The organism is Devosia sp. CAU 1758 (assembly GCF_054482695.1).
Map to the genome: position 1 here is coordinate 1 of NZ_JBTLRJ010000003.1, position 23,833 is coordinate 23,833.

The window sequence follows — 23,833 nt, forward strand, 5'->3', positions numbered from 1 at the left end:
GAGCCGGGCGTAGCTGGGTCGCTCCAGTTGCGCGTCTAGGAAGCGGTCACCCTGCGACGAGCGTTCAAAGGGGTCCGGAGTCCTCTACGAAAAACCGGTGTCCCGAGGCGGCGACGTCTCTATCTACTAAAATTTACTGAGACGCACGCGCCTCGGGACACGTCCATTTCTCAACCGGAAGCCGCGAGGCGATCCGGCGCGCTGACGCGTCCATTGGTCGAAAAGGAGCCAGACCCGCCCCGAGCGCCGCCACCAACACCCGCGCCTATCCCTTCAGCATCTCGGGTTTGGCCACATAGCGCAGCACCATTTCCACCGTGTTCGCCTTGAGCCGTTCCAACATGTCCGGGGCGCCGAAATCGCGGGCGAAGAGTTGCGAGAAGGTGGCGCGGTTCGAAACATTGAAGAAGCACAGCGCGCTGATCTGCCAGTGGATTTCCAGCGGGTCGAGGCCGGCGCGGAACTGACCTTCGGCGAGGCCCCGCTCATAGAGGTCCTTGATATGGGCGATGGCCGTCACATTGAGGTCGCGAACCACGCTGGAGCGTTCCAGATATTGCCCGTGGTGGATATTCTCGATCATCACCATGCGGATGAAATCCTCATGCTGGTGATGATGCGCGAAGGTGAATTCCACCAGTCGTTTCAACCCATCGACGGGCGAGAGGCCGGCAATGTCCAGTTCCGCCTCGCCCTCGCGCACTTGGGCATAGGCGCTTTCGAGCGCACTGAGATAGAGCCCTTCCTTGTCGCCGAAATAATAATAGATCATGCGCTTGGACGAGCGCGTCTTGGCCGCGATCTCGTCGATGCGCGCGCCAGAAAGGCCATTGAGGGCGAATTCCTGGCTCGCCACCTCGATGATGTTCTTGCGCGTTCCTTCCGGGTCCTGCTGCCGCGTCGAATTTTTGCGCGCCGCTTTCCGCACCTCAGACCCGCTCTCCGACATGGCTAAAACGCTTTCCTCAGTCCCGCCCGCAATTGACCAAACTAACCAGTTCGTACATTGTGGTGTAAATCGCCTATGGTCTTGTACCGGCGAGACCTAGGCGAAAACAAGGGCGGATAGGCCCTGCGGGGGAGCGTAGCAATGTCCAGTGAGCCCGATCGGGTGCGAAATGCCTTTGCGCTGATCGACGCCAACCGTGTGGCGGACGCATCGGGCGGCGCGACTGCCGTGCGCATCGGGCTCATGGGGCGCGGCATTGGCTCGTCCTTAACCCCCGTCATGCATGAGGCCGAGGGCAGCCGCCACGGCCTCGACTATCGCTACGATCTGATCGATTTCGACCGCCTCGGCCTCCAGGACGCCGATCTCGATACTATGCTGCAGGGCGCCCGGGCCCGCGGCTATTGGGGCCTCAACGTCACCTATCCCTTCAAACAGGCCATCGTTCCCCTGCTCGACGATCTGGCCCCCGAGGCCGAACTGATCGGTGCCGTGAACACCGTGGTGCTGCGGGAGGGCACCTGCATGGGGCACAATACCGACAGCTGGGGTTTCGCCCAAAGCCTGCGGTCCGGGCTGGGCGCCGTGCAGGTGGATCATGTGGTACAGGTCGGCGCTGGCGGGGCAGGGGCCGCTATTGCCCATGCCCTGGTGCAATTGGGGGCCATGTGCATCGACGTGGTCGATGCCGACGCGGGCCGGGCAAAGGCGCTCTCGGCCCATATCGCCCGCACCTCCAAGACCCGTACTCAGGCCCTCGCGCCGGCCCAGCTGGGCGAAGTGATCGGTCTTGCCGCCGGCATCGTCAACGCCACCCCGGTGGGCATGGAGAAATATCCCGGCCTGCCATTCGATCCGTCTCTGCTGCGCCGCCGCCAATGGGTGGCCGATCTCGTCTATTTCCCCAGGGAAACCGAACTGCTGCACCGTGCCGCCGAACTTGGCTGCCGCACCTTGCCCGGCGGCGGCATGGCCATCTATCAGGCCGTGCGGGCCTTTCGCCTCTTCACCGGCATCGAGCCGGACAGCGCCGAAATGGGCAAGACCTTTGCCGCCTATGCCTGATTGCCGAGCTTGCCGGTCGAAAGCACGTGCTCGACCCCGCTGGTGACATGCCCGGCCAGCATGGCCAGCGCCCCCTCGACATGGCGCTGCATGGCCATGTCGAACAGCGCCTTGTGGTCCGCGACCACGCCGGCGCCGCGAAAGCTTACCGCCAGCATGTGATAGCGCAGGAAGCGGTCGAATACGGCCGCATGCAGGTCCAGCAGCGCTTGCGAACCGCAGGCCGAGATTAGCGCGTTGTGGAAGGCAAAGTCATAGCGCACCCAGTTGACCGTGTGGCGCTCCTGGCCGGCCAGCAACCGCTTCTCGGTCGCTGCCAGCTTGTGGTGTGCGGCCACCACCCTTCCCTCCCATTCAAGGTCGCCTCGGGACAGGGAAAGGCTCAGCGCGTGGCTTTCCAGCAACAGGCGCAGATCGGCAATCTCGCGCAGATCCTGCACCGTCACCGGCGCTACCATGAACCCCTTCTGCCCCTCTGCCATCACCAGCGATTCGCTGGCTAGGCGATTGAGGATTTCGCGCAGCGTGCTTACGCCCACATCATAGCGTTCGCGCAGCGCCTCCAGCCGCAACTTATGCCCGGGCGCCAGGCGACAGGCGATAATATCTTCGCGAAGGCGGTGGTAAGTCGCTTCTCCCACGCTGGGAGGAGTCAGGCTTTCGATCATCATTTTCATCTGGTAAAATCAAGTCCATCTGATAAATAGCAAAATATGGTATAAAATGGAAGTGCGCTGATCTTTTGGTCGTACAGGCCGTTGACATGAACGAACTGTTTCGTACAAAGTAGTCAAGAGCTGGTGGCGGGAGGTCATCGGCCTCAGGCCGGGCAGGCCTGGTGGGGGTTGCGACCCTTCAAGGCATCGGACCGGACCCGCCGTGCGGATTTGGATCTCATGATGCAGAACCAAGAAGGAGTGCAAGGCACTCCAGGGAGGAATATTGATGACCATTTCGCTTTCGCGTCGCGCACTCATGGTGGGCGGACTGCTGTTGGCTGCCGCATTTCCGGCCATGGCACAGGATAAGCCGGTGTTGCGCTTCTCTGCCGTGTTTTCGGAGCAGGATATCCGCGCCGAGATGATGAACTTGCTGTCTTCGCAGGTGGCCGAGGACGTCACTATCGAGACCTATCTCGGCGGCAACCTGTTCAAGCAGGGGACCGAACTGGTCGCGCTGCAGCGCGGCAACCTCGAAATGGGCAATATTGCCCCACAGGATATTTCCAACCAGATTCCGGCCTGGTCGCTACTGACCTCGGCCTACCTCTTCCGCGACGCCGCTCATCTGCGCGCCTTCTTTGACAGCGATCTGGGCGCCGAGTTCAAGCAAATGGCCTCCGACCAGCTCGGAATCCGCGTGCTGGGTCCGACCTATTTCGGTGCCCGCCAGGTGGGCCTGCGCGGCGACAAGCAGATCAACACCCCAGCGGATATGGCTGGCATCAAGCTGCGCATGCCCGGCGGCGACGCCTGGCAGTTCCTGGGCCAGTCGCTGGGCGCCAACCCCACGCCGATGGCCTATGCCGAAGTCTATACCGGCCTGCAGACCGGCGCCATCGACGGCCAGGACAATCCGCTCCCCAATGTGGAGAACATGAAGTTTTACGAAGTGATGGACCAGATTGTCCTGACTTCGCACCTTGTGGGCTTTGACCTTCTGGTCATCAGCAATACCGCCTGGGATGCGATGAGCCCGGAACAGCAGGAGGCCTTCCAGGCCGCCGCTACCGTTGCCATTGACTTCAGTCAGGAAGAACATCTCAAGCGCGAGGCCGAGCTGGTCGAACGCTTCAAGAGCGCCGGTCTCGATGTCTATGAGCCGGACCAGGATGCGTTCCGCACCTATGCCCAGCAGATGTATCTGGAATCCGATCTGGCCAAGGATTGGCCGGAAGGCGCCGTGGATACCATCAACGGCCTCTAGGACCTGATCCCTCGGGGCGGTGCCAAGGCTTGGCGCCGCCCCTTGCTTTGCGGCATCTTCGGTCGACCCGGCCGACCACAGCGGAATCCCGTCATGCCAACCTCTATGCACCATCTCGGCGCCTGGCTTCATGCCAGGGCGGAAAACCTCCTGGCTCTGATGCTCGCGGTCATGTTCGCCGTGTTCATCCTGCAGATCGTCTTCCGCTACCTTCTGAACTTCCCCATTGGCTGGACCCATGAGGTCAGCGTTATCATGTGGATATGGCTGGTTCTATTCGGTTCGGCCTTCGTGGTGCGCGACAGCGAGGAAATCCGCTTCGACATTCTCTATGGCGCGGCGCGCGGCCGGGTGAAGCGGACCATGGTCGCCATGACCGGGCTTATCCTGGTGGCCCTATTTGCCATCTCGCTGCCGGCGGTCATCGACTACATCACCTTCATGAAGGTGGAAAAGACCGCCTATCTCGATATCCGCTTCGACTATCTTTATTCCATCTACGGAATCTTTGCGCTCGCCATGATCGTGCGCCAGCTCTGGCTGACCGGAAGGGCGGTATGGGGCAGGGGTGATGACGACTTCGATCCGGGCCGCGCGGGGTCGGGCGTATGACCGTCTCCCTCGCTTTCCTTGTCGCGCTGGGGCTGATCACCTTCCTGGCTTTTTTCGGCCTGCCAATGGGCCTGGCCATGATCTCCGGCTCCATCCTCTATCTGCTCATGCGCGGGCAGGACATGGGGATCGTTGCCGAGCAGTTTCTCAACGGCATGTATTCCAACTACATCATGCTGGCCGTGCCGCTGTTCATCCTCGCCGCCGAAATCATGAATTCGGGCTCCCTGTCCGACCGGCTGCTCAAATGGTGCGACGCGCTTGTCGGGCGTTTCCGGGGCGGGTTGGCACAGGTCAATGTGCTGCAATCGATCGTCTTTGCCGGCATGAGCGGCTCGGCCGTGGCCGACGCCGCCGGCTCGGGCAAGATGATGCAGCACATGATGACCAAGGATAACAAATACACGCCCTCCTATGCCGCTGCGCTGACTGCCGCCACGGCTGTGATTGGTCCCATCATCCCGCCCTCCATTCCCATGGTGCTCTATGCCCTGGTGGCCGATACCTCCATTGGCTACCTGTTCCTTGGCGGGCTGGTGCCGGGCCTCCTGATGTCGCTGTTCCTCATGGTGCAGATCGGCGTCACGGCCCGGATCAAGAAGTTCCCCGTCGAACCACCCGTGCCGCTGCGCCAGCTTCCCAAAATGACTTGGGAAGCGCTGCCGGTGCTGATGATGCCGGTGGTGCTGATGTGGGGCATCTATGGCGGCGTCACGACCCCAACTGAGGCGGCTGCCGTTGCCGCCGCCTATGCGCTCATCGTCTCCATCGTCGTCTATCGCAGCGTCCGCGCCGGTGATTTCTATCGCTCACTCCTGGTGAGCGCCAAGACCACGGCCTCCATCGGCATGCTGATCGCCGGGGCGTTGGTGTTCAACTATGTGGTGACTATCGAGAATATCCCGCGCAGCCTCTCCATGCTGCTGCTCTCCTGGGATCTTGATCCACTGATGTTCCTGATCATTGTGAACATCATCCTCTTGATCCTGGGCTGCGTGCTCGAGGGCACGACCATCCTCCTGGTCATCGTCCCCGTGCTGATCCCCACAGCACAGGCGCTGGGCATCGATCTGGTGCATTTCGGCGTCGTCGTGGTGGTCAACATCATGCTCGGGCTGATTACCCCGCCCTATGGCCTCTTGCTCTTCATCATGACCCGCATATCTGGGTCCCCGATGAAGGCGCTGATCGGCGATGTCATGCCGTTTCTGATCGGCCTGATGATCGCCTTGGCCCTCTTCACCTTTGTGCCTGAAACGGTGCTCTTTCTGCCAAAGCTGTTCGGTTATCGGGGAGCCCTGCTGTGAAACCGATCTACATCCTCAATGGCCCTAACCTCAACCGGTTGGGCAAGCGCGAGCCGCATATCTACGGCACGACCACCCTGGCCGAAGTTGAGGTCAATTGCCGTGCCGCCGCCGGCGACCACCCCGTGGTCTTCCGCCAGACCAACAGCGAAGAAGCTCTCATCAACTGGGTCCACGAAGCCATCGACGAGGCCTGCGGCATCATCATCAACCCCGCCGCCTTCACCTTCACCTCGCTCGCTCTCCTCGACGCTCTGAAGATGGTCGACGCCCCGGTGATCGAACTGCACATCTCCAATATCCACAAACGCGAACAGATCTACCACCGCTCCTATGTATCAATGCGCGCGGACGCGGTCATCGCAGGCCTGGGCGCAAGGGGATATGACACGGCGGTGAGGGCAATGCTGGAAATGCTTGCCGCCTAACCCCAACGGTGTACTTGAAACCAGAAGGTGCGTGCCATCCGGATGACAGGATCTCATGGCACGGACCTTTGACGCGCCCACGGCAGTCAGCTTGGCCTGGATGTTGATGCGACACGACCAATTCACTCAGTGGCGGGTGAAGTCGCGCCAGCTGGCGCTTTGCCCTTTAGGGGCGATACCAAGGCATCCGCCATGGCCTCGGCCGGCTGGTGATAGCTCGCCAGATCGTAACTTGGCGAGGCGGCGAGTGACACGTCGTCCAAATTGGTCTCAACAGTGCCCTCTGGCACACGCCGCCTGACGAACCAAAAGATGGCGAGAGGCATCGGTGCGGCGGGGTTTGAATGGCGGGGAAAAGGCGATGCAATCTGGAGCTGGCGTTGGACTTTGTGAATACTACGCCGAACGCGAAACGGCGCTAAAGCTCCCCTGAGATGGAGAGTTGGTCTCGGCGTTGGAGTTAACAGCACGTTGGCGCAGACAAGGACAGCGGCCACGCCCACGGAGCCCTTAGCTGACTGTGGTCCACAGGGCAGCGGCAGCAGCAACAGGCCCTGAATTCTTTGGGCGTGAAGCTTGTTTCCCGCTTGAAGAATTTACTGAAATGGATTGCTTCCTGAAATCCGAGCTTTTCCGCAATGACGCCGACCGGCATATCCGTATGAACCAGCAGGCGTTTGGCTTCGAGATTGATGCGCTTCGCGATGAAGGCTTTCGCGCTCATTCCGGCCGCCAATCCCGTTGCCCGGGTCAGGCTCTTTTCGCTGCATCCGAGATGGGCTGCATAGTCGCTAAGCTGCTTCCATTCCGCGAAGTGCTGGTCGACAGATTTTTGAAAACGATTGAAGCGGAGAAGCGCGCCAAAATGGTGCGGCTCCTGAGTTCGCCGCTGGCCATAGAGGACGGCAAGCCAGGCGGCGAAGGCGTATAATTGGTAACGTAACAGCACATGGACACCGGCGGTCAGTGCCCTTGGCTGAGCGGGTGTGCGGCTTGGCGAATTGCTCGATAGTGAAGCCGTATCTATCACGCTATCCTTCTGCATCCGGCGGAACATCCGTCGCTCGCTTGAGCTCATTGTATGGAAGATCACCGTCGCCCTAAATCGCAGCCTTCCAGCTCTGGGGGCGATAGTCTGGCGCTGGTGCGGTTGAAGGCTATCGATTGTTAGGTGACGGTTGTCGTTCAAGGCCGTCACACGAGTACAATCCATCTTTGCGTAGGCGTAGAGTTGAGATTTCCCTGGGGGCGAGCTCGATGTGATCGCGCCCGATGCCGACGGTGGCCAGGACGCCTGACAGATCAAGCGCGCGCATGATCAGTCCGTCGCTGTCTTCCGCGCCCTTGAGTGCGGTGACCATGCCGCCCTTTGATTCGACGCGCAGCCACTGACCATTGTGATCGCCTGCACCGCCTCGGCTTACATGTGGAGTAGTCACCACGGGCTTGTTGAGCCGTTCGGCTAGCGTCGCCGCATCCAGCCGTGAAACTTCAGGGGCCGCGTGAAGCAGAATGGTAAAACTCTGCTCGCCTTGATCCATGTAGCGATAGCGCGCGCCGTCCTCGGCTGGAATCGGGTCGTGATGGGCAAAGATCGGAGCGCGGACGGCGGTTATGTAGAGCGTGCCGTCGTCAGCGGCGTAGGAATATTTGGCGTCGTTGATCACGGCCACGTCGTGACCTTTGGCCGCTACCCGCACCCAGCGCTGGCCGGGCACTTCTCGGCCTGTATCGGGTCGACTTTCCCAGCCGCCAGGCACCTCATATTCAAACCGCTTGCCGCCCAGCGGATAGGCCAGACGCAGTAGCTTGCGCTGCTCGCGCCAGTCCAATGTCACCCGCAATTCCACTGGCAGGGCCGGGTCGGTAGGAAGCACGATCAGCGTGGTGAACATGGAAAGACCATGCACTGCGGTCGATTCCACGGTGGTGCGAACCGGTCCATCCTCCACCACGCGGACGCCAGCGAGCTGCATCGCACGGCCGGAAAAACCAAAGCGGTCGGTGCCATGCGTCCAGGTGTCGCTCGGATCATCGACGACGACGCCCAGATGCCCCGGCGCGGTGAACAGCTCGATGCCACTCTCCCGGTTGACGAGGCTGGTGATGGCACCGGTCTCACTGGATAATTCGAGTGTATAGCCCGCTGTCTCGAACCGCAGCAGACCCTCATGAGGTCGGCCAAAGCTGACGCCCGGCGCCTTGATGCCAGCGTCGTTCGCTGTAAAGCGCAGCACGCGATGGCCATAGGCGGGCACTTCGAGCAGAAATACCAGTCGCTGCAATCCCGTGGTCTTGCCAGCGGGATCAATATACTGGAACGGAATGGATTTGCCGTCTTCGTCCAGCAACAGGCGCGTGGTCTGCGTATCCTTGTCCACCCACGGCTCGGCTTCGACGAGACCGGTTGAGGTGACGCCGGTGAAATTCATCACGACGAACGTCGCATCTGTCGGATCGACTGGCGGGGCAATGGTGCCATCGAGGCGCCGGACCGCTGCATTGAGCAGTTCCTCGGCCCCGGCGATGACGCCAGCCAGTTCGCGCTCGCTGTCGACGCAGGCTGTCTCGATACTGGTGCCCCCGAGCGTGTCGTGGAACTGGTTGAACAGCAGCACTTGCCAGAGCGCGGCAAAGCGCGCCGCCGGATAGGCGGTGCCGGTCGCCTTTTGGGCTAGGGCATAAGCGGCTTCGGCCTGTTCGAGCAGGCTCTCGGCCTTGCGGTTGAGCGCCTTGAGTGAAGAGGCGACCGAGTAGCAGCCGATGGCGTGGAACTGCAGCTCTGCAACGACGACCGGGAGGTCGCTGGTGTCTACCTCGCGGAAGAATCGTTCGGGGTCGGAAAAGGTCACCGGCTCGCCTGCTGCCAGCCGGGACTCGATCTCAGCGATATTCTCAATTGTCGGTGCACCACCGTGGTTGCCGACGCCATAGAAGCACATGAAGTCATGGCCGTGTCTGGCCATATGCGCATAATGCTGGTCGATCTTGGGCGGCAACGGGGTGGAGCGCTTGGAGGTGTTGTAGGCGTCCTGAATTCGGAAGGCCGGCAGGGCCGAGCCATCCGGCGACTGCCATGTGAACAGCTCTCCGGGCAGGTCCATTTCGTGCGGGCCAGGGCGCATGAAGGTGTAGCTGGTAAAGCCAGTATGGCGCAGCAGCATCGGGAAGGTGCCGGGGTGCCCAAAGCTGTCGACATTGTAGCCGGTCGTCGGCTCGAAGCCGAATTTCTCCATGAAATAGCCCTTGCCATATAGGGCCTGGCGGATAACGCTTTCGCCATTGGGCACATTGCAATCGGGCTGGATCCACCAGCCGTTGACAATTATCCAGCGACCCTCGGCGACGTAGCGCCTGATCTCGGCAAACAGTGCCGGTTCCAACTCCTCGATCCAGCGATAGATATGCGCTTCGCCCTTGGTGAAGACGAAACCCTCACCCTCGCGCAGCCGGTCGATGGCCGCCCAGCAGGTGCCGATGGCCTCCGCGCATCCCTCCTGCCAGCGCCAGAGCCAGACGGGGTCGAGATGGGCATTGCCGATAAGGTGCAGAAGTGGACGCTTTGCTTCAGTCATACAAATGGTCTCGGGTCAGAGAGCGATGGAGATGGTGTAGCGGCCGGAGCTGAGAGTGAATTGCGCGTCGGGAAGAGGCAGGGCGCTGTCGCATTGCAATAGGGACAGGGGCGCATGGGGCAGTTCGATCTGGCCGGTGCAATTTGGCGGGATGAGAATGGTCCAAGTGACCATGTCCCCCTCGACACGCCAGGCGCTTTCGACGCGACCAGTCGGGGCGTCGTAATGCGCCTCGACCCAACCCAGCCGCCGGTCGAATTGGGGCCGCATGCGAATTGAGCGATAGCCCGGTTCGGCCTCGTCCCAATCGATCCCGGCGACGCGCGTATAGAGCCATTCGCCCACCGCGCCATAGGCATAGTGGTTGAACGAGTTCATGTTGACGCTCTGGAAGCCCTTGTCCGGAGTCCAGCCGTCCCATCGCTCCCAGATGGTTGTGGCGCCTTGTGCGATCGAAAAGCCCCAGCTCGGATAGGTCTCGTTGAGGAGGAGGTCGTAGGCCCGCTCCGGCGCGCCGGTGTCGCTGAGAACTGGGCAGAGGTGCTTCACCCCGAGAAACCCCGTTTGCAGGTGACCGTCCGCTTCATCCAGCTTGCGCAGAAGGTGCGCTCCGGCCTGTTCATGCAGGTCGGGCGGCAGCACGGCAAAATCGAGGGCCAGCAGATAGGCGGTCTGCGTGTCGCCCTTGATCCGGCCATCCGTCTCGACATAAGCGGCTATGAAGGCCTTGCGAACCGCTGCGGCCTGATCTTCGAAGTGTCTAACCATGTCGACACGCCCTACAACGCTGGAGAGCTTCGCCATCAATTCGGCCACATGCACCCAATAGGCCGTGGCGACCATGGTGCGGTCCGAGGCCGGGCCAACACTCAGCCAGTCGCCGTAGTTGTTGTAGACCGCATTGACCCGCAGATGGTCCGGATTGGCATCGGCAATGTGCTTCAGCCAGGCCACGAGCCGGTCAAAGTGCTTTTCGATCAAGGCCTTGTCGCCATAGCGCAGCCAATGCTGCCAGACCATGATTACCGGCGCATCGCCCCAGCCGGGGGCGCCAGGCTGGGCCGACTGGCGATAGGGATTGAGCGGGCGCGAGGGCGCAATATCGGTAAAGGCACCGTCCGGAAGCTGGGCCTCGGCAATGTCCTCAAACCATTTTTCGAGGAAAGCCGAGACTTCCATCACATAGCCGGCGGTTTTCCAGAACACCTGCGCATCGGCGCTCCAGCCCAGCCGCTCGTCGCGCTGCGGGCAATCGGTAGGCACCGACAGGAAATTGTCGCGCTGGCTCCATTCAATATTGGAAATCAGCTGGTTGACCATGGGTGAGCCAGTCTGCATCGCCGCCGTCACCGGCAGGTCGTTGTGGATGGCGATGCCGGTGAGCGTGACTTCATCGGGCGACACGCTATCGGGCAGGATCAGCTCGACAAACTGGAAGCCATGGAAGGTGAAGCGCGGCTTGAAGCTTTCGCGGCCTTCGCCCTTGGCGATGTAGTGATCCACGGCGACAGCGTGCCGCAAATTGGCGGTATAGAGTTCGCCTTCGCCGTCCAGCATTTCGCCATGGCGCAGGGTGAAGCGGTCGCCTGACGTGGCCTGCACCTCAAGCTGCATATAGCCGGCGATATTCTGTCCCAGGTCATAGATGTGCCCGCCGGTCTTTGCCCGGTGCAGATAGCGCGCCGGGAAACGCACAATTTCGCGCACCTGCGGGGCACGGGCGGCTTCGCGGCGCGGCGGGCGGGGTTCGGGGGTGAATACGTCCACCGGCTGCCAGCGCGCATCATCAAAGCCCGGTTCGGCCCAGCCCGGCATTTCCAGCCGCGCGTCATAGAGTTCGCCCATCAGGAAATCGCTGTAGCAGACCGGACCCTGCATGGTGCGCCAATCCGCGTCACTGACGATCCGCTCGATTCGCCCGTCGGCATATTCGAGATGCAATTGGCACAAGAGGGAGGGCCGCCCGCCATAGTGATTGCCGGCGCGGCGCTGATTGTGCCCGACCCGGCCCGAATACCACCCTTCGCCCAGGAGCGCGCCCAGGGCATTGGCACCCGAGCGCACCAGATCGGTCACGTCATGGGACTGGTACTCCACTCGCTGGTGATAATCGGTCCAGCCCGGCGCCATCACCGCATCGCCGACGCGGGTGCCGTTGAGATATAGCTCGTAGAGCCCCAGCGCCGTCACATAGACCGTGGCGCGCACCGGCTTTTCAGGCGTTGCGAAATCGCGCCGAAAATGGTCGGCGGGGCGCGCCTGCCAGCGATTGTCATAGGGATTATCGGCCGGCGCCTCGCGCCCGGCGGGAAGCACGAAATAGCGGGCAATCCACTGCGCCTGCCAGTCTTGCTGCTGCATCAGCCCGGTGAAAAACTGTTGTGTCTTAGCCCAGTCCGTAGGCGTGTCCGCCTCGTCCCAGACCATGACAGTCCAATTATGGACCCGGTCCGACTGCAGGTCGGGTCCGGCGTACTCGATCTGCCGCGTCTGGGCGGACAGGACCTTGCCGCTGTCCCATAGCGTGGTCCTGCCGGCATACACCACCAGCCGATAGGCGGTCTGGCGCCGGTCATGGCCATCGCCCTCCAGTGCCCAGCCGAAGCGCGGGCGGGGGCGGTTGAGGCCAATGGGTGCACTCTGGTGCTCGCAGCGGAGCGCGACGGGACGCAAGGCAGTCACCTTAAGAAACTCGACGATGGTGGCGGTATGGGGCGCTAGAGGGCCAGCGCCCGTTCCCGCGCATTGCGGATATGGGCTTCCATGGCCGCGGCCGCCTTGTTGCGGTCGCGCTCCAGAATGGCATCGATAATGGCCAGGTGATCGCCAAAGGCCGCCGGCAGCGTGGTGGCGCTCAGCGTAATGCGATCGAGCTTGATCAATCGCACCCGGATCGAATTGACGTCATAGGCCTGGGCCAGCAATTCGTTCTCGGTGAAGTCGATGAGCAATTCATGGAAGCGCGTATCGACGTCCTGGCTTTCCTCGAAGAATGCGGTGCTTCGCTCCGCCTTGAGTCGTTCGAGGATTTCCAGGTGCAGCCGCTTCTGCTCCTCGACCATCTCGTCCGGCATGCGGTCCACGGCGTAGAGCGTCGCCTCGCGCTCGAACGCCATGCGCATCTGATAGGCGTCCCGGATCATGGGCAGGTCGATGGTGGTGATCTGGATTCCGCGCTGCGGCATCACATTGAGCAGGCCCTCGGCCTCAAGCCGCGGCAGCAATTCGCGCAGCGCGCCGATGGACAGGTCCAGCGTCTGCACCAGTTCGCGCTGCGACACGACCTGGCCCGGACGCAGCCGTCCGGCGAGCAATTCCTGCTGGAAGCGCTCATAGGCCGCCTTCTTCACCGAGGCCGGCGCGGTGCCCAATGGCTCGGCTATGCTGGACGAACGGGCCATATTCCCCTCCATGGCTCGACTGATCAGGCGGCTTTGCGCACCGCAAAGCCGGTGCCCTCGATGGCGTCAAAGACCATGTTGGCCCTCTCCGGCGCCAGCGCCATCAGCGGCGGCATGGCGCGCGACCATTCCGTGTCCTTGTAGAGTGCGGCAAGCACGGCCTTGAGGGCAAGCAGCGCGCCATTGCCATCCACCGCTTCGATGCGTGTAGCGGCATTGGCCTTGAGCGGGGCCGAGGCTTCGGCATCGGGCGCCTCGTAGAGCGCGCGCAGATCCTTGCTGAACACATTGGGCATGCCGCCGATCATGCCGGCACCGCCGCGGGCGAGCAGGTTGGGCAGGACGCGGTCATCGCCGGTAAAGATCGACAGCTGCGGAAAGCCTTCCGCCAGTTCCACGCCGCTTTCCAGCTTGCCGGTGGAATCCTTGATGCCCACGATCCGGTCGCCAAACCGCGCAATCAGCTTGCGGACCAGGCTCGGGGTGAAGGTGATGCGCGAGAATTGCGGGATATTGTAGAGCAGGATGTCGAGATCGGGATGGCCCGCCCGCTCCAGCGCCCTCTCGAAAAAGGCGACAATGCCCTCCTCGGTGGCGCTGGCATAATAGAAGGGCGGCAGCACCAGGGCGCCGCGACAACCCAGTGCCGCGATCTCGGCAATCATGCGGCCTGCCTCGTCGCTGCTGGGCGTCATCACCGAGGGAATCTGGCGCCCCATGTCGGCGCCGGCATCGCTCAGCGCCCGCAGTGCGGCGATCTTCTCATTGGTGGAAAACGAAGCCCCCTCGCCGGTTGTGCCGAAGGTCGAAACGAAGCTGCAACCCTCGTTCAAAAGCCGCGCGCAATGCATGGCCAGACGCCCTGCATCAATGGAGAATTGCGGGCTGACCGGGGTCACCGATGCGCAAATGATTCCGGAAAGGTCTGAATTTGCCAAGGGTTAGTCCTCCGTCTGGGCCTTGTCAGCACACTGATACAATCAGTTATCACATCACTGTTTACATCAGTCGTTTCCTGTTGCAAAGTCCACCCGTCAAAACAAGCGGACACTTTCACTGGCGAGCTGATGCCGGAGAGGAGGAAGTGAGCCGCATCCAACATCGCTTGAGAGGGAGGATCGAAATGACCCTTAAGCAAACCGCCTTGGTCGCCATGACCGCCACTGCACTCGCCACCCTGATGGCGGCGCCCGCCTTTGCCCAGGACAAGCTGGAACTCAAGTTCACCACCGTGTCGGTGCCCACGGACCTGCACACCCAGGCCATGAAGGTCTTTGCCGAAAAGCTCGAGGAGCTGGTCCCCGGCCGCTTCGACACCCAGCTTTATGACTCGGGTTCGCTGTTCGGCCAGAACGCCGATCTCGATGCCTTGCAGCGCGGCAATGCGGAAATGGCTTATGTGGCATTCCAGCTGATCGCCGACGCCATTCCCGAATATGGCCTGTTTACCGCCGGCTATCTGTTCCAGAGCCCCGAGCACTATCGTGCCGTGCTCGAAAGCGACATCGGCACCGAATTCAAGCAGCGCGTGTCCGACGAAATGGGCATCCATATTCTCGATGCCTGCTATCTCGGTACCCGCCAACTCAACCTGCGCAGCGAACGCGATATCCAGACCCCTGAAGATCTGGCCGGCGTCAAGCTGCGCATGCCCGGTTCGGACAGCTGGCTTTTCCTGGGCGAAGCCCTGGGCGCCAATCCGACCCCGCTGCCCTTCGGCGAAGTCTATCTCGGGCTCCAGACCGGCACCATCGACGCACAGGACAATCCGCTGCCGACAGTTGAGGCTGCCAAGTTCTACGAAGTCACCAAGCAGATCACGCTGACCAGCCACCTGGTCGACGGCCTGCCCATGGTGGTCAACAACGAGACCTGGGACAAGCTGACCGACGACGAAAGGGCCAAGATGACCGAGGCCGCCGTCGCCGCCTGTGATTGGAACAATGCCGAACGCATCGCCGATGAAGACCGCCTGGTTGCATTTTTTGAATCAGAGGGCCTGACCGTCACGACCCCCGACGTTGATGCCTTCCGCACCCATGTGCAGAATTTCTACCTGACCTCCGACCGCGCAGCCTCGTGGCCCGAGGGCTGGGTTGACCGCATCAACGAACTGGCCCCCTGATAGCCACGACCACGCCTGACCTGGACGACGCAATGAACGACAGCCAGAAGTCCCTCCTTGCCAGATTGCGGATGATTGCCGACGCCCTCGGGATCATTTTCTTCACGGCAGCTTTTGGCGGTTTCATCGTCCAGGTCTTCATGCGCTATGTCATGAACCGGCCGCTCGCCTGGACCGAAGAATTCGTGATGATCGCCTTCATCTGGGCGGTCTTCTGGGCGGCGGCCTTCATGGTGCGCATCAAGGAGCATGTATCCTTCGATGTGCTCTACGACGTTCTCCCCGATGGCGGGCGGCGGATTTCGGCCATCTTCGCGATGGTCGTCCTGCTGCTCGCCTTTGGGCTGCTTATTCCCCACACCATGGATTACCTGGCCTTCCTCACCCGCAAGAATTCGCCGGTGCTGCGTCTGCCCATGGAATGGATCTATGGCTGCTATCTGGTGTTCCTGGTGTCCTTTTCGGGGCAGGGGATTTACCGCCTCTATGGCCTGATGGGGCGCAATTGGCGCCACCACCTCTGACCCGCCCGCAAGGAGTTCCATCATGCTGGCGGATTACGCCCTTCCTATTCTCGTCATCCTGCTGATCGTAATCACGGCCTCCGGCCTGCCATTCTCGATCTCGATGATCGTTGCCTCGATTTTTTATCTCCTCGTATCGGGCCGCGACGTCGGCCTGGCCGCCGAAAACGTGCTCAACGGCGTCTTCGGCAATTTCGTCGCGCTGGCGGTGCCGCTGTTCATCTTTGCCGCCAACATCATGGAATCGGGCAAGATCACCGAGCGGCTGCTCAAATTCTCCTTGGCCATGGTCGGGCGCCTGCCGGGCGGCCTGGCCCAGGTCAATGTCATCACCTCGCTGATTTTTTCGGGCATGAGTGGCTCGGCCATTTCCGACGCCGCGGGCGTCGGCAAGGTGGTCACCGGCATGATGATCGAGAAGGATCGCTATCCGCGCGGCTTTGCCGGGGCGCTGACGGCCGCCACCGCCGTGGTCGGTCCGATTTTCCCGCCTTCCATTCCGCTGGTGTTCTATGCCCTGATCTCGTCCACCTCGGTGGGCGTGCTGTTCATTGCGGGCGTCGTGCCGGCGCTAATCATCGTGCTGGTGCAATGCGTCTTCGTGCAGATCGTCGCAATCAGGCGTAAATTCCCGGTCGAGGACGCCATTCCATGGGCCCTTTACCCGCTCATTATCATCCGCGCCATTCCGCCGTTGATGATGCCGGTGATCCTGCTGGGCGGCATCTATTCCGGCGCTTTCACGCCTACCGAAGCCGCTGCCGTTTCGGCCTTCTATGCGTTGATCCTGGCGGTCGTCGCCTATCGCAGCATGGGCTTTGCCGACTTCTTCAATGTGGTCCGCGAGACGGTGAAGACCACCGCCGTCGTCACCCTCGTTCTGGGCGGTGCCTTCGTCTTCAACTACGCCATCGCCATCGAGCGCGTACCGCAGATGCTCTACGAGTTCCTCGTGAGCTTCGAGATGAACCAGTGGACCTTCCTGCTGTTCGTCAACATCCTCTATCTGATCCTCGGGTGCTTCCTCGACGTCTCAACCATCATGCTGGTGATCACGCCGCTGTTCATCCCGACGGCAGCGGCGCTGGGCATCGACCTGCACCATTTCGGCATCGTCGTGGTGTTCAACATGATGATCGGGCTGATCACCCCGCCCTATGGCATATTGCTTTACATCATCAAGGCCATCAACGGCATCCCACTCGGCGAGATGATCCGCGAGGTCTGGGTTCATATTGCCCTGCTCGTCGGCATCCTGATGCTGATCACCTATGTGCCCGACCTGGTGCTCTGGCTGCCGCGCTTTGCCGGATTGTTGAACTAGCGCGAGAGAAGAAGTCTATTAGAAAGGGGGCTGGTAATCGGAGCGCGGGTAGTCGACCCCAAGCCCTCGTTGGCGCGTGTATCATTGAAGTAGGTCGATGAGCTCTCCAACTGCCTAACGTCAGGCTCCCCATTTCAGTATCGTCTGAAAAATGACTGGTCCACGCCGACCACGGCAGTTGTCGGAAGGGCCGACAAGTGATGCGATCGACCGGAATGGGTCAACTGCTGTCTGACGGAGACGCCCCCCATTTCAGCCGTTTAACCAGAAGTCGCGAATTCACGAAAGTTGTCAGTCTGCTCTTTCGTCGCCGCAATACATTATGGTGTGATTGTGCCGCTTCATCTAAGCTGACAGAAAAGATGGAGCATCCGTCCGAAGTCGATGAGTGCCTGCAATCGCTCGCCTCGTATCGATATGCAGTATCTGGGCGTGCCCCCATATAGGTGGTCGTTGCACAGGCAGATCGCCCTTGAACCCTTACCATGACAGATTAGGTGGCTGGGGATTCGATAGTTGGCCTAATCCCCCTGCCAGTTCTCTGCGGCCTCATGCTGGCCGGAATCGGCAGACCGGTTCCGGAAGTCCTTGGTAGGGGGAATCGATCTCGATGACCTGACCTTCAACGTCGGAGGAATCTGCAAGCCGGAGGCTGGAAACGTACATTTTCCGGAGGTCGCTGCTGCCGAAGCACGGTTTGCTTGGCCATTGGACCGGCACTTCAATGCGAAGGTCGATTTTCCCGACTGGGCTGATGCGCAGCAATTCCGCACCGCCGACGCCGGCCATCCAGTAGCAGCCATCGGTATCAACGCAGGCCCCGTCCGGGCGCCCGGCAAACTCGTTCGTCCTGAAGAACTCACGTCGACCGGTCAGAGCTCCGGTGTCGGGGTCATGGTCGAAAGCCCAGATGGTCTGCACGTCCGTATAGCTGTCGGAGAGATAGGCGGTGCGGTCGTCCGGACTGAAGGCGAGGCCGTTGACGATATGGAGGCCGCTGAAATGGCGTTCCAAGTTGACGCCATCCCAGTGGTAGAGCGATCCGGATGCTATCGAGCGATCGCCAAGGGTCATCGTTCCAAAGACCAGTCGGCCGCCGCGAGAGGTTGCTCCGTCATTGGCGCGATGGCCGGACGGGGCGTCTTGCGGCAAAGCGACGAGAAGGGTCAACGCCGTGGTTTTCGGATCAAAGCTGTGAAGCCCGTCGGGAAGGGCAACGATGATCTCGTCGCCCTCTGTCAATGCGATACAACCAGGCATTTCAGGCAGCGGCCAGCGGCTGCCCGAGTTTGTCTGAGGATCGTAGGAACAGAGCGCGCGCCCGGCGATGTCAACGAAAAACAGCCGATGCCGGCGCGGGCACCAGATGATGCCTTCGCCCGTCTGGCATTGGGTGTCGGGCAGCGCCCGGATCTCAGCTTGCCTCACGCGACCGGCTCTCCTCAGGCCTTGAGATGGAGAGAAACGAGCAGGGTGGCGGATGCGCCCGGTTCGAAATCAGCGCAGAGGCGCAACCAGTTGCCGAAATGCGTGAGTTTGACGGCGCGCGTCTGCCCGTCTCCGGGAAGTTCAACCGTCGAGCCTTCATCGACCCAGTTCATGCCGTCAGCCGATATCTGCACGCGGGCCAAGGGCCGGGGACCTTCGGGTTGCTTGAGGGCGCGCACGAAGAGGATGGCTTCCTTTGCCCAGCCGGCCTCATAAGGTTCGCTTGCGGTGCTACCTTGCCAGAGTTCGTTGCGGGCGAGAATGGCGGTAATGTTTTCGGGCAGCATATTAGAATTCCCCCGAGATGCAGGCGGAATCGACATAAAGGAAGGCGCGCTTGGCGGCGTCGGTTTCCACAAAGAATGCGAAGTTGAGCATGTTCCAGAGGTTGGGCATGGCGGGAATGGAGATGGACTCGAAGGTCGAGAGATCCATTTCCCGGTCGTTGCAGGTGAACCGAAGCGGCTTCATCGTCACCAGGTCGAAATCAAAGCAGACGTAGTGCCAATTCACCTTGGTGGCGATCTCGTTGTAGCAGACGAGCTGGTTGCCGTCGGGAAAGTCGGTCCAGCCATCGGGCGACAGGTGATAGTGGCTGAGAGTCTTGTTGTCGTCGCCAATCGCGGTGAACTGGGTCCTGCCGGGCTTGAACTGCCACTTGCGCAAGGTTTCGCCGTTCTCGGCGTTGAGGAAGCGCAGGTGCGGCATGACGCGCCGGTCGTCGCCATCGCGGTCGCCGCCCTGGAGATCGAACAGGAAGCCCCAGGAGCGCACGTCGTTGTCGCCCAGGCGCAGTTCGGTCGCTTCGGGCTTAAAGGTCACATAGGCCTCGAAGCGGATCGGGCAACGCTTGCGCATCGTCAGGCGCTTGATGGCGACGTTCTGGGCGCCGGGACGGGGACGCGTTGCGATCTTGAGCGCATAGGAGCTGTCGACGCCACCGTGGGAGCCCGCATCCCAGTGAGGCAGGGTGGATAGCATTGCGCTGGTGTGCTGGGCATAGCCGGGCAGCATGGTGTCGAGACTGCCCTCATAGTTGCCGACAAGCTGCGACCACCCGCAATGGCCCCGCGAAAAATCGTCGTGCGAGATGATGCGGCGCATCGGGTCGAAGCGGCTGAGGGCGGGATCGGCCAGTCGCAGCTCCCGACGCATGACTTCCATCTGTTCTGTCATATTTGTTTCCTTTTAAGATGGGCGGGCGGCAGTTGTCATTTGCTGCGCAGATGTGCGACGGCGTCCCAGTCGATCTCGAGCCCGAGGCCGGGACCGGTCGGGACCTTGAGGCGGCCGTTTTCCTGGCGCATGCAGCCGGGGCGCAGATCGGCGATCTGCACCTTGAAGGGGCTTTCGTCACATTCGCATTCCATAACGCGAAAGTTCGGCATGGCGGCCGAGAGGTGGACGCTGGCGGTCTCGCAAACGATGCCTGACATGCCGATATGGGGCGCGTATCCGACATCATGCGCATCGGCCAGAACGGCCATCCGCCGGGTCTCGGTGATGCCTCCTGCGCGCGCAACATCGGGCTGAAGGTACGACAGGGTGCGGTTGGCAACGAGCCGGCGGGCCTGATCGACGGTATAGTTGCTTTCGCCGGCCGCCAGGGGCACGTCGCACCGCTGGCGCAAGGCCTCGTAGCCCTGTTCGTCCTCGGGGCGGAGCGGTTCCTCGAACCAGAAATAGTCATTGGCGGCCAGCGCCCGGCCGACCTCGATCGCTTCATCGAGGCCATAGGCCCAGTTGGCATCGACGCAGAGGCCGACGGCATCGCCGGCCCGGTTGCGGATCCGCTCGATCCGGCGGCAGGCGTCCTTGACCGGATGCGCCATCTTCACCTTGATCCGGGTAAACCCGCGGCCCAGAAGGCGGTCGAGCTCCGCATCGGCCTCGTCGTCGTCAACCCAGTTGATGGCGGCGGCGTAGACATCGATCTCGGACCGGTTCATGCCGCCCAGCAATTGGGCAATCGGCATGTTGACGAGCTTTCCCATGATGTCCCAGAGGGCGATATCGACCCCGGCAATCGCTTCGACTAGCATGCCGCCGGCGCGCCCCGAGAGAGCCCGGCGCATCGCATTCCAGTGAGCCGAGATATTGGAGACGGGCTGGCCGACAAGGCGCGGCTTCAAGAGCGTCTCGATGATCTCAGCATAGGCCCTGGGGGCAAATCGCGCCAGCGTTTCGCCTACGCCGGTCACGCCGGCATCGGTGCGCACCTCGACCAGCACCATCGACACCTCGGTATAGGTGCCCCAGGAGGTGCTGGTGGGGCGCGTCATCGTCTGCGTCAACGGATGGGCGATCACATCGGTGATCAATACGTCAGTCATCGTGTCATCTCTCTTACGGCGTCCCAGTTCATTTCAATGCCAAGCCCGGGGCCCTGCGGTACCGCGACTGTGCCGTTCTCGACACGGGTGTGAGCCGGCGCGATACTGGCAAGGCCGTCGCGGAAGAGGTTGGCCGAGAAGGGGCATTCGAGCGCGCGCGTGTTGGGCATCGCGGCTGCCAGATGCAGGCTCGCCACCTCGCAGATAATTCCCGACATGCCGACATGGGGGGCATAGGCAATGTCTGACATGGCCGCCATTTCGGCCATGCGGCGAGCTTCGGTGATGCCGCCCGAGCGCGTGATATTAGGCTGAAGGACAGAAAGCACGCGATCGCGGATCAGCGGCATGGCCTGGTCGAGCGTGTAGTTGCTCTCGCCGGCGGCAAGCGGCACGTCAGTGCGCTGGCGCAACTTTCGATAGCCATCCTCATCTTCGGGGCGCACGGGCTCCTCGAACCAGTGGTAGTTATTGTCACGCAAGGCTTTGGCCACGATCTCTGCTTCCTCGAGCGTATAGGCCCAATTGGAATCGACGCTCAAAAGAATGTCGTCGCCGGCGCGAGCGCGCACGCGGGCGATCCGGCGTACTGCATCGGCAACCGGATTGCCGATCTTGACCTTGATGTCGGTCAGGCCGCGATCCAGCATCGCGTCGAGGTCGCTGTCGGTCTGTTCATCGGTGCCCCAGCGAACCGAGGCGCCATAGACGGGAACCCGGGTGCGTCCTACGCCGCCCAGTAACTGCGAAATTGGCAGGTTGGCCGCCTTGCCCAGAATGTCCCAGAGAGCAATGTCGATGGCCGATATCGCTTCGATCAAGATACCGCCCGAGCGGCCCGAGAGGGTGCGCCGGACGTCCTTCCAGCGCGCTGCGATCGCTGTCGCATCCTGGCCGATGAGCCGGGGCAGGGCCGCCTTGATGACTTCGGCATAACCCTTCGGGGCAAAGCGCGCGAGGCATTCGCCAACGCCGCGCAGGCCGGTGTTCGTTTCGATTTCGACTAGAACGATCGAGACCTCGTCATAAGTGCCCCAGGAGGTTTTCGCGGGCTGGGGCAATCGCTGGACCAGCGGAAAGACCCGCACTTCCGCAATGCGATGACCCGATTGTTTCGACATCCGCCTCTCCCTAAACAGTGACGCGACAACTCGTAGGCAAAAACGAGCAACTAAACAACTAAAAAACCTAGTTGCTAAGTTGGCAAGGTTTGTTTAGCGTCGTGAGAGAGAGGTTAAGTCGTTCATGCATGAAGATGCCGAAGACCAGTCCCTGTTTGATGTCGTGCCCCCGGCGGCCCGGCTGGCCGACACGGTGACACAATCGATTGCCGGTGCACTGCTGGATGGACGCATCGCGCCGGGCGATGCCCTGCCGTCCGAAGGCGAGATTGCGCGCACATTCGGTGTGTCCAAGCCGATCGCGCGTGAAGCCTTGCGCCAACTGGCGGGGGTGGGGCTTATCCACACCCAGCAGGGCAAGGTTGCCCGCGCCAAGGCGCTCAACGGCGAGCCGCTGGAACGCTTTTATGGGTATGCGGTCCGGTCGAGCTTGAAGCGTCTGCGCGAAGCCAACGAAATGCGCCGGGTGGTTGAAACGGGAATCGCCCAGCTCGCAGCCCATCGCCGCAGCGCCGACGGCCTGGCGCAGATGAAGGCTGCAACAGCCAAGATGCGTTCGACGATTTTGCAGCCAGAGCGGTTCACCGAATGTGACATCGCCTTTCACCTTGGCATGGCGCGCGCCACGGGCAACGCCATGGTCGTGGTGCAGATGGAAGGCCTAGGATCGATTCAGCGCGAAGTTTCCGAGCTGTTCACCCAAAGATCGAACCGTTCAGCCGAAGACTGGGAGCGCACGATCGCGCGGCACGAGGCGGTTCTGCAGGCAATCGAGGCCGGCGACGAGGAGGCTGCTGCAGCGCGCATCCGCGATCACTACAGTGCCGCCGACATCGCCACGTTCGAAGTAGCCGGCAAGCTCGATGGGAGCGGATCATGAGCCCAAGGGATCTCGCAGGGCGCAGGGCGCTGGTCACGGGGGGAAGTTCGGGCATTGGTCGAGCCATCGCGCTTGGCCTTGCGGGCCGGGGCGCCGAAGTGATCATCCATCACCATGACCAGGCTGAAGTGGCTGCCGCGACGGCGGGGCTGATCGTCGAGCAGGGGGGCGTCGCCCGTGTCGTTTCTGCCGATTTCATCCAGCCCGATGCAGCCGGAAAGCTGGTCGAGGGTCTGCTTGTCGAGCATGGGGCGATCGATATTCTCATCGCTAATGCCGCTATCGAGCGGCGCGGGCCGTGGCTCGAGATTGATGCGGCCATGGTCGGCGACCATGTGCAGGCCAATTTCATTGCGACGCTGAACATGATGCAGGCCTGCATGCCCCCGATGCTGGAGCGTGAATGGGGCCGGATCGTCTGCATCGGCAGCATCATGGCCGACCGGCCGCGCTCGGAAACCCTGACTTACGCCTCACTCAAATCGGCGCAGCTGACAGCGGTTCGATCCATCGCGCGCGACGTGGCCGCGGGCGGAGTGACCATCAACGTGGTTTCGCCCGGTGCCATCGTGACCGAGCGCACGGTCCATCGCTATGCCGATCCGGCCTTTGCCGCGGCCGTTTGCGCCAAAATTCCGGCCGGCAGGCCAGGGACCCCCGAGGACATCGTGGCGCCGGTGCTGCTGCTGTGCTCGCAGGAGGCAAGTTACATCACCGGCACCAACATCATGGTGGATGGCGGGTGGAGTATCGGTGACGCGCCGGCCTGAGCCGT

Annotated in this window: 22 protein-coding genes; 10 read left to right on the forward strand and 12 right to left on the reverse strand. The window is 61.7% G+C overall.

Annotated elements, in window-relative coordinates:
- Positions 1–265 precede the first annotated feature (265 nt).
- Entirely contained in the window at positions 266–949 is a 684-nt protein-coding gene (locus tag ACXYMS_RS10105) for a TetR/AcrR family transcriptional regulator (protein ID WP_458905968.1), read from the reverse strand.
- Between the two features lie 141 nt (positions 950–1,090).
- On the opposite strand from ACXYMS_RS10105, the gene ACXYMS_RS10110 reads away from it, so the two are divergent.
- On the forward strand, positions 1,091–2,014 hold the full coding sequence (locus ACXYMS_RS10110) for a shikimate dehydrogenase (RefSeq protein ID WP_458905970.1): 924 nt from the start codon (positions 1,091–1,093) through the stop codon (positions 2,012–2,014).
- On the opposite strand, the gene ACXYMS_RS10115 is transcribed toward ACXYMS_RS10110, so the two are convergent.
- Entirely contained in the window at positions 2,005–2,682 is a 678-nt protein-coding gene (locus tag ACXYMS_RS10115) for a GntR family transcriptional regulator (RefSeq protein WP_458906992.1), read from the reverse strand. The genes ACXYMS_RS10110 and ACXYMS_RS10115 overlap by 10 nt on opposite strands.
- Before the next feature lie 277 nt (positions 2,683–2,959).
- Here ACXYMS_RS10115 and dctP point away from each other — a divergent pair, with 277 nt between their 5' ends.
- From dctP to ACXYMS_RS10135, 4 genes are all read left to right on the forward strand, one after another.
- The gene (gene dctP / locus ACXYMS_RS10120; protein ID WP_458905971.1) at positions 2,960–3,940 is read left to right on the forward strand and encodes a TRAP transporter substrate-binding protein DctP; all 981 of its coding nucleotides are present in this window, start codon (positions 2,960–2,962) and stop codon (positions 3,938–3,940) included.
- Between the two features lie 93 nt (positions 3,941–4,033).
- Positions 4,034–4,552, forward strand: coding sequence for a TRAP transporter small permease (locus ACXYMS_RS10125; protein ID WP_458905973.1), 519 nt, complete (start codon positions 4,034–4,036; stop codon positions 4,550–4,552).
- The gene (locus ACXYMS_RS10130; protein ID WP_458905975.1) at positions 4,549–5,859 is read left to right on the forward strand and encodes a TRAP transporter large permease; all 1,311 of its coding nucleotides are present in this window, start codon (positions 4,549–4,551) and stop codon (positions 5,857–5,859) included. Before ACXYMS_RS10125 ends, ACXYMS_RS10130 begins: the two co-directional genes overlap by 4 nt.
- Positions 5,856–6,287 (forward strand): type II 3-dehydroquinate dehydratase, encoded by a 432-nt coding sequence (locus tag ACXYMS_RS10135; protein WP_458905977.1) that lies wholly within the window; start codon positions 5,856–5,858, stop codon positions 6,285–6,287. Before ACXYMS_RS10130 ends, ACXYMS_RS10135 begins: the two co-directional genes overlap by 4 nt.
- A gap of 460 nt (positions 6,288–6,747) precedes the next feature.
- Here the strand turns inward: ACXYMS_RS10135 and ACXYMS_RS10140 are convergent, their stop codons facing one another.
- The 5 genes from ACXYMS_RS10140 to ACXYMS_RS10160 form a co-directional block, all read right to left on the reverse strand.
- Positions 6,748–7,344 (reverse strand): helix-turn-helix domain-containing protein, encoded by a 597-nt coding sequence (locus ACXYMS_RS10140; RefSeq protein WP_458905979.1) that lies wholly within the window; start codon positions 7,342–7,344, stop codon positions 6,748–6,750.
- Positions 7,345–7,444: 100 nt separating this feature from the next.
- Positions 7,445–9,862, reverse strand: a complete 2,418-nt coding sequence (locus ACXYMS_RS10145) for a glycoside hydrolase family 38 N-terminal domain-containing protein (RefSeq protein WP_458905981.1) — start codon at positions 9,860–9,862, stop codon at positions 7,445–7,447.
- Between the two features lie 15 nt (positions 9,863–9,877).
- Entirely contained in the window at positions 9,878–12,544 is a 2,667-nt protein-coding gene (locus ACXYMS_RS10150; protein WP_458905983.1) for a family 78 glycoside hydrolase catalytic domain, read from the reverse strand.
- 35 nt (positions 12,545–12,579) lie between these two features.
- Positions 12,580–13,263: a GntR family transcriptional regulator gene (locus ACXYMS_RS10155; protein ID WP_458905985.1), complete on the reverse strand. Its 684-nt coding sequence runs from the start codon at positions 13,261–13,263 to the stop codon at positions 12,580–12,582.
- 23 nt (positions 13,264–13,286) lie between these two features.
- Positions 13,287–14,201 carry a dihydrodipicolinate synthase family protein gene (locus ACXYMS_RS10160; protein WP_458905987.1) on the reverse strand — a complete coding sequence of 305 codons (915 nt, stop codon included), beginning with the start codon at positions 14,199–14,201 and terminating at the stop codon, positions 13,287–13,289.
- Between the two features lie 185 nt (positions 14,202–14,386).
- Here ACXYMS_RS10160 and ACXYMS_RS10165 point away from each other — a divergent pair, with 185 nt between their 5' ends.
- The 3 genes from ACXYMS_RS10165 to ACXYMS_RS10175 are packed head-to-tail and all read left to right on the forward strand — an operon-like array spanning position 14,387 to position 17,236.
- Positions 14,387–15,388, forward strand: coding sequence for a sialic acid TRAP transporter substrate-binding protein SiaP (locus ACXYMS_RS10165; protein ID WP_458905989.1), 1,002 nt, complete (start codon positions 14,387–14,389; stop codon positions 15,386–15,388).
- Positions 15,389–15,420: 32 nt separating this feature from the next.
- A complete protein-coding gene (locus ACXYMS_RS10170) occupies positions 15,421–15,912 on the forward strand; it encodes a TRAP transporter small permease (RefSeq protein WP_458905991.1) in 492 nt (163 codons plus the stop codon).
- Positions 15,913–15,934: 22 nt separating this feature from the next.
- Positions 15,935–17,236 carry a TRAP transporter large permease gene (locus tag ACXYMS_RS10175; protein ID WP_458905993.1) on the forward strand — a complete coding sequence of 434 codons (1,302 nt, stop codon included), beginning with the start codon at positions 15,935–15,937 and terminating at the stop codon, positions 17,234–17,236.
- A 549-nt stretch (positions 17,237–17,785) separates the two neighbouring features.
- Here the strand turns inward: ACXYMS_RS10175 and ACXYMS_RS10180 are convergent.
- From ACXYMS_RS10180 to ACXYMS_RS10200, 5 genes are read right to left on the reverse strand one after another with little or no spacing between them, the layout of a single operon-like run.
- Entirely contained in the window at positions 17,786–18,664 is an 879-nt protein-coding gene (locus ACXYMS_RS10180; protein WP_458905995.1) for an SMP-30/gluconolactonase/LRE family protein, read from the reverse strand.
- A 14-nt stretch (positions 18,665–18,678) separates the two neighbouring features.
- Positions 18,679–19,011 (reverse strand): hypothetical protein, encoded by a 333-nt coding sequence (locus tag ACXYMS_RS10185; protein WP_458905997.1) that lies wholly within the window; start codon positions 19,009–19,011, stop codon positions 18,679–18,681.
- A gap of 1 nt (position 19,012) precedes the next feature.
- Complete coding sequence (locus ACXYMS_RS10190; RefSeq protein ID WP_458905999.1) at positions 19,013–19,900, reverse strand: DUF6772 family protein; 888 nt, start codon at positions 19,898–19,900, stop codon at positions 19,013–19,015.
- A gap of 35 nt (positions 19,901–19,935) precedes the next feature.
- Complete coding sequence (locus ACXYMS_RS10195; protein WP_458906001.1) at positions 19,936–21,057, reverse strand: mandelate racemase/muconate lactonizing enzyme family protein; 1,122 nt, start codon at positions 21,055–21,057, stop codon at positions 19,936–19,938.
- A complete protein-coding gene (locus ACXYMS_RS10200) occupies positions 21,054–22,178 on the reverse strand; it encodes a mandelate racemase/muconate lactonizing enzyme family protein (RefSeq protein ID WP_458906003.1) in 1,125 nt (374 codons plus the stop codon). Before ACXYMS_RS10200 ends, ACXYMS_RS10195 begins: the two co-directional genes overlap by 4 nt.
- A gap of 124 nt (positions 22,179–22,302) precedes the next feature.
- On the opposite strand from ACXYMS_RS10200, the gene ACXYMS_RS10205 reads away from it, so the two are divergent.
- Positions 22,303–23,058 carry a FadR/GntR family transcriptional regulator gene (locus ACXYMS_RS10205; RefSeq protein WP_458906005.1) on the forward strand — a complete coding sequence of 252 codons (756 nt, stop codon included), beginning with the start codon at positions 22,303–22,305 and terminating at the stop codon, positions 23,056–23,058.
- Positions 23,055–23,828, forward strand: coding sequence for an SDR family NAD(P)-dependent oxidoreductase (locus ACXYMS_RS10210; protein ID WP_458906006.1), 774 nt, complete (start codon positions 23,055–23,057; stop codon positions 23,826–23,828). The genes ACXYMS_RS10205 and ACXYMS_RS10210 overlap by 4 nt, the downstream gene beginning before the upstream one ends.
- Positions 23,829–23,833: the final 5 nt, after the last annotated feature.

Coding starts and splice junctions, on each gene's coding strand:
- ACXYMS_RS10155 (WP_458905985.1), bottom strand. CDS start 13,263: ATGGCCCGTTCGTCCAGCATAGCCGAGCCATTGGGCACCGCGCCGGCC.
- ACXYMS_RS10195 (WP_458906001.1), bottom strand. CDS start 21,057: ATGACTGACGTATTGATCACCGATGTGATCGCCCATCCGTTGACGCAG.
- ACXYMS_RS10190 (WP_458905999.1), bottom strand. CDS start 19,900: ATGACAGAACAGATGGAAGTCATGCGTCGGGAGCTGCGACTGGCCGAT.
- ACXYMS_RS10200 (WP_458906003.1), bottom strand. CDS start 22,178: ATGTCGAAACAATCGGGTCATCGCATTGCGGAAGTGCGGGTCTTTCCG.
- ACXYMS_RS10145 (WP_458905981.1), bottom strand. CDS start 9,862: ATGACTGAAGCAAAGCGTCCACTTCTGCACCTTATCGGCAATGCCCAT.
- ACXYMS_RS10105 (WP_458905968.1), bottom strand. CDS start 949: ATGTCGGAGAGCGGGTCTGAGGTGCGGAAAGCGGCGCGCAAAAATTCG.
- ACXYMS_RS10185 (WP_458905997.1), bottom strand. CDS start 19,011: ATGCTGCCCGAAAACATTACCGCCATTCTCGCCCGCAACGAACTCTGG.
- ACXYMS_RS10210 (WP_458906006.1), top strand. CDS start 23,055: ATGAGCCCAAGGGATCTCGCAGGGCGCAGGGCGCTGGTCACGGGGGGA.
- ACXYMS_RS10165 (WP_458905989.1), top strand. CDS start 14,387: ATGACCCTTAAGCAAACCGCCTTGGTCGCCATGACCGCCACTGCACTC.
- ACXYMS_RS10170 (WP_458905991.1), top strand. CDS start 15,421: ATGAACGACAGCCAGAAGTCCCTCCTTGCCAGATTGCGGATGATTGCC.
- ACXYMS_RS10205 (WP_458906005.1), top strand. CDS start 22,303: ATGCATGAAGATGCCGAAGACCAGTCCCTGTTTGATGTCGTGCCCCCG.
- ACXYMS_RS10175 (WP_458905993.1), top strand. CDS start 15,935: ATGCTGGCGGATTACGCCCTTCCTATTCTCGTCATCCTGCTGATCGTA.
- dctP (WP_458905971.1), top strand. CDS start 2,960: ATGACCATTTCGCTTTCGCGTCGCGCACTCATGGTGGGCGGACTGCTG.
- ACXYMS_RS10115 (WP_458906992.1), bottom strand. CDS start 2,682: ATGATCGAAAGCCTGACTCCTCCCAGCGTGGGAGAAGCGACTTACCAC.
- ACXYMS_RS10125 (WP_458905973.1), top strand. CDS start 4,034: ATGCCAACCTCTATGCACCATCTCGGCGCCTGGCTTCATGCCAGGGCG.
- ACXYMS_RS10130 (WP_458905975.1), top strand. CDS start 4,549: ATGACCGTCTCCCTCGCTTTCCTTGTCGCGCTGGGGCTGATCACCTTC.
- ACXYMS_RS10140 (WP_458905979.1), bottom strand. CDS start 7,344: ATGTTCCGCCGGATGCAGAAGGATAGCGTGATAGATACGGCTTCACTA.
- ACXYMS_RS10110 (WP_458905970.1), top strand. CDS start 1,091: ATGTCCAGTGAGCCCGATCGGGTGCGAAATGCCTTTGCGCTGATCGAC.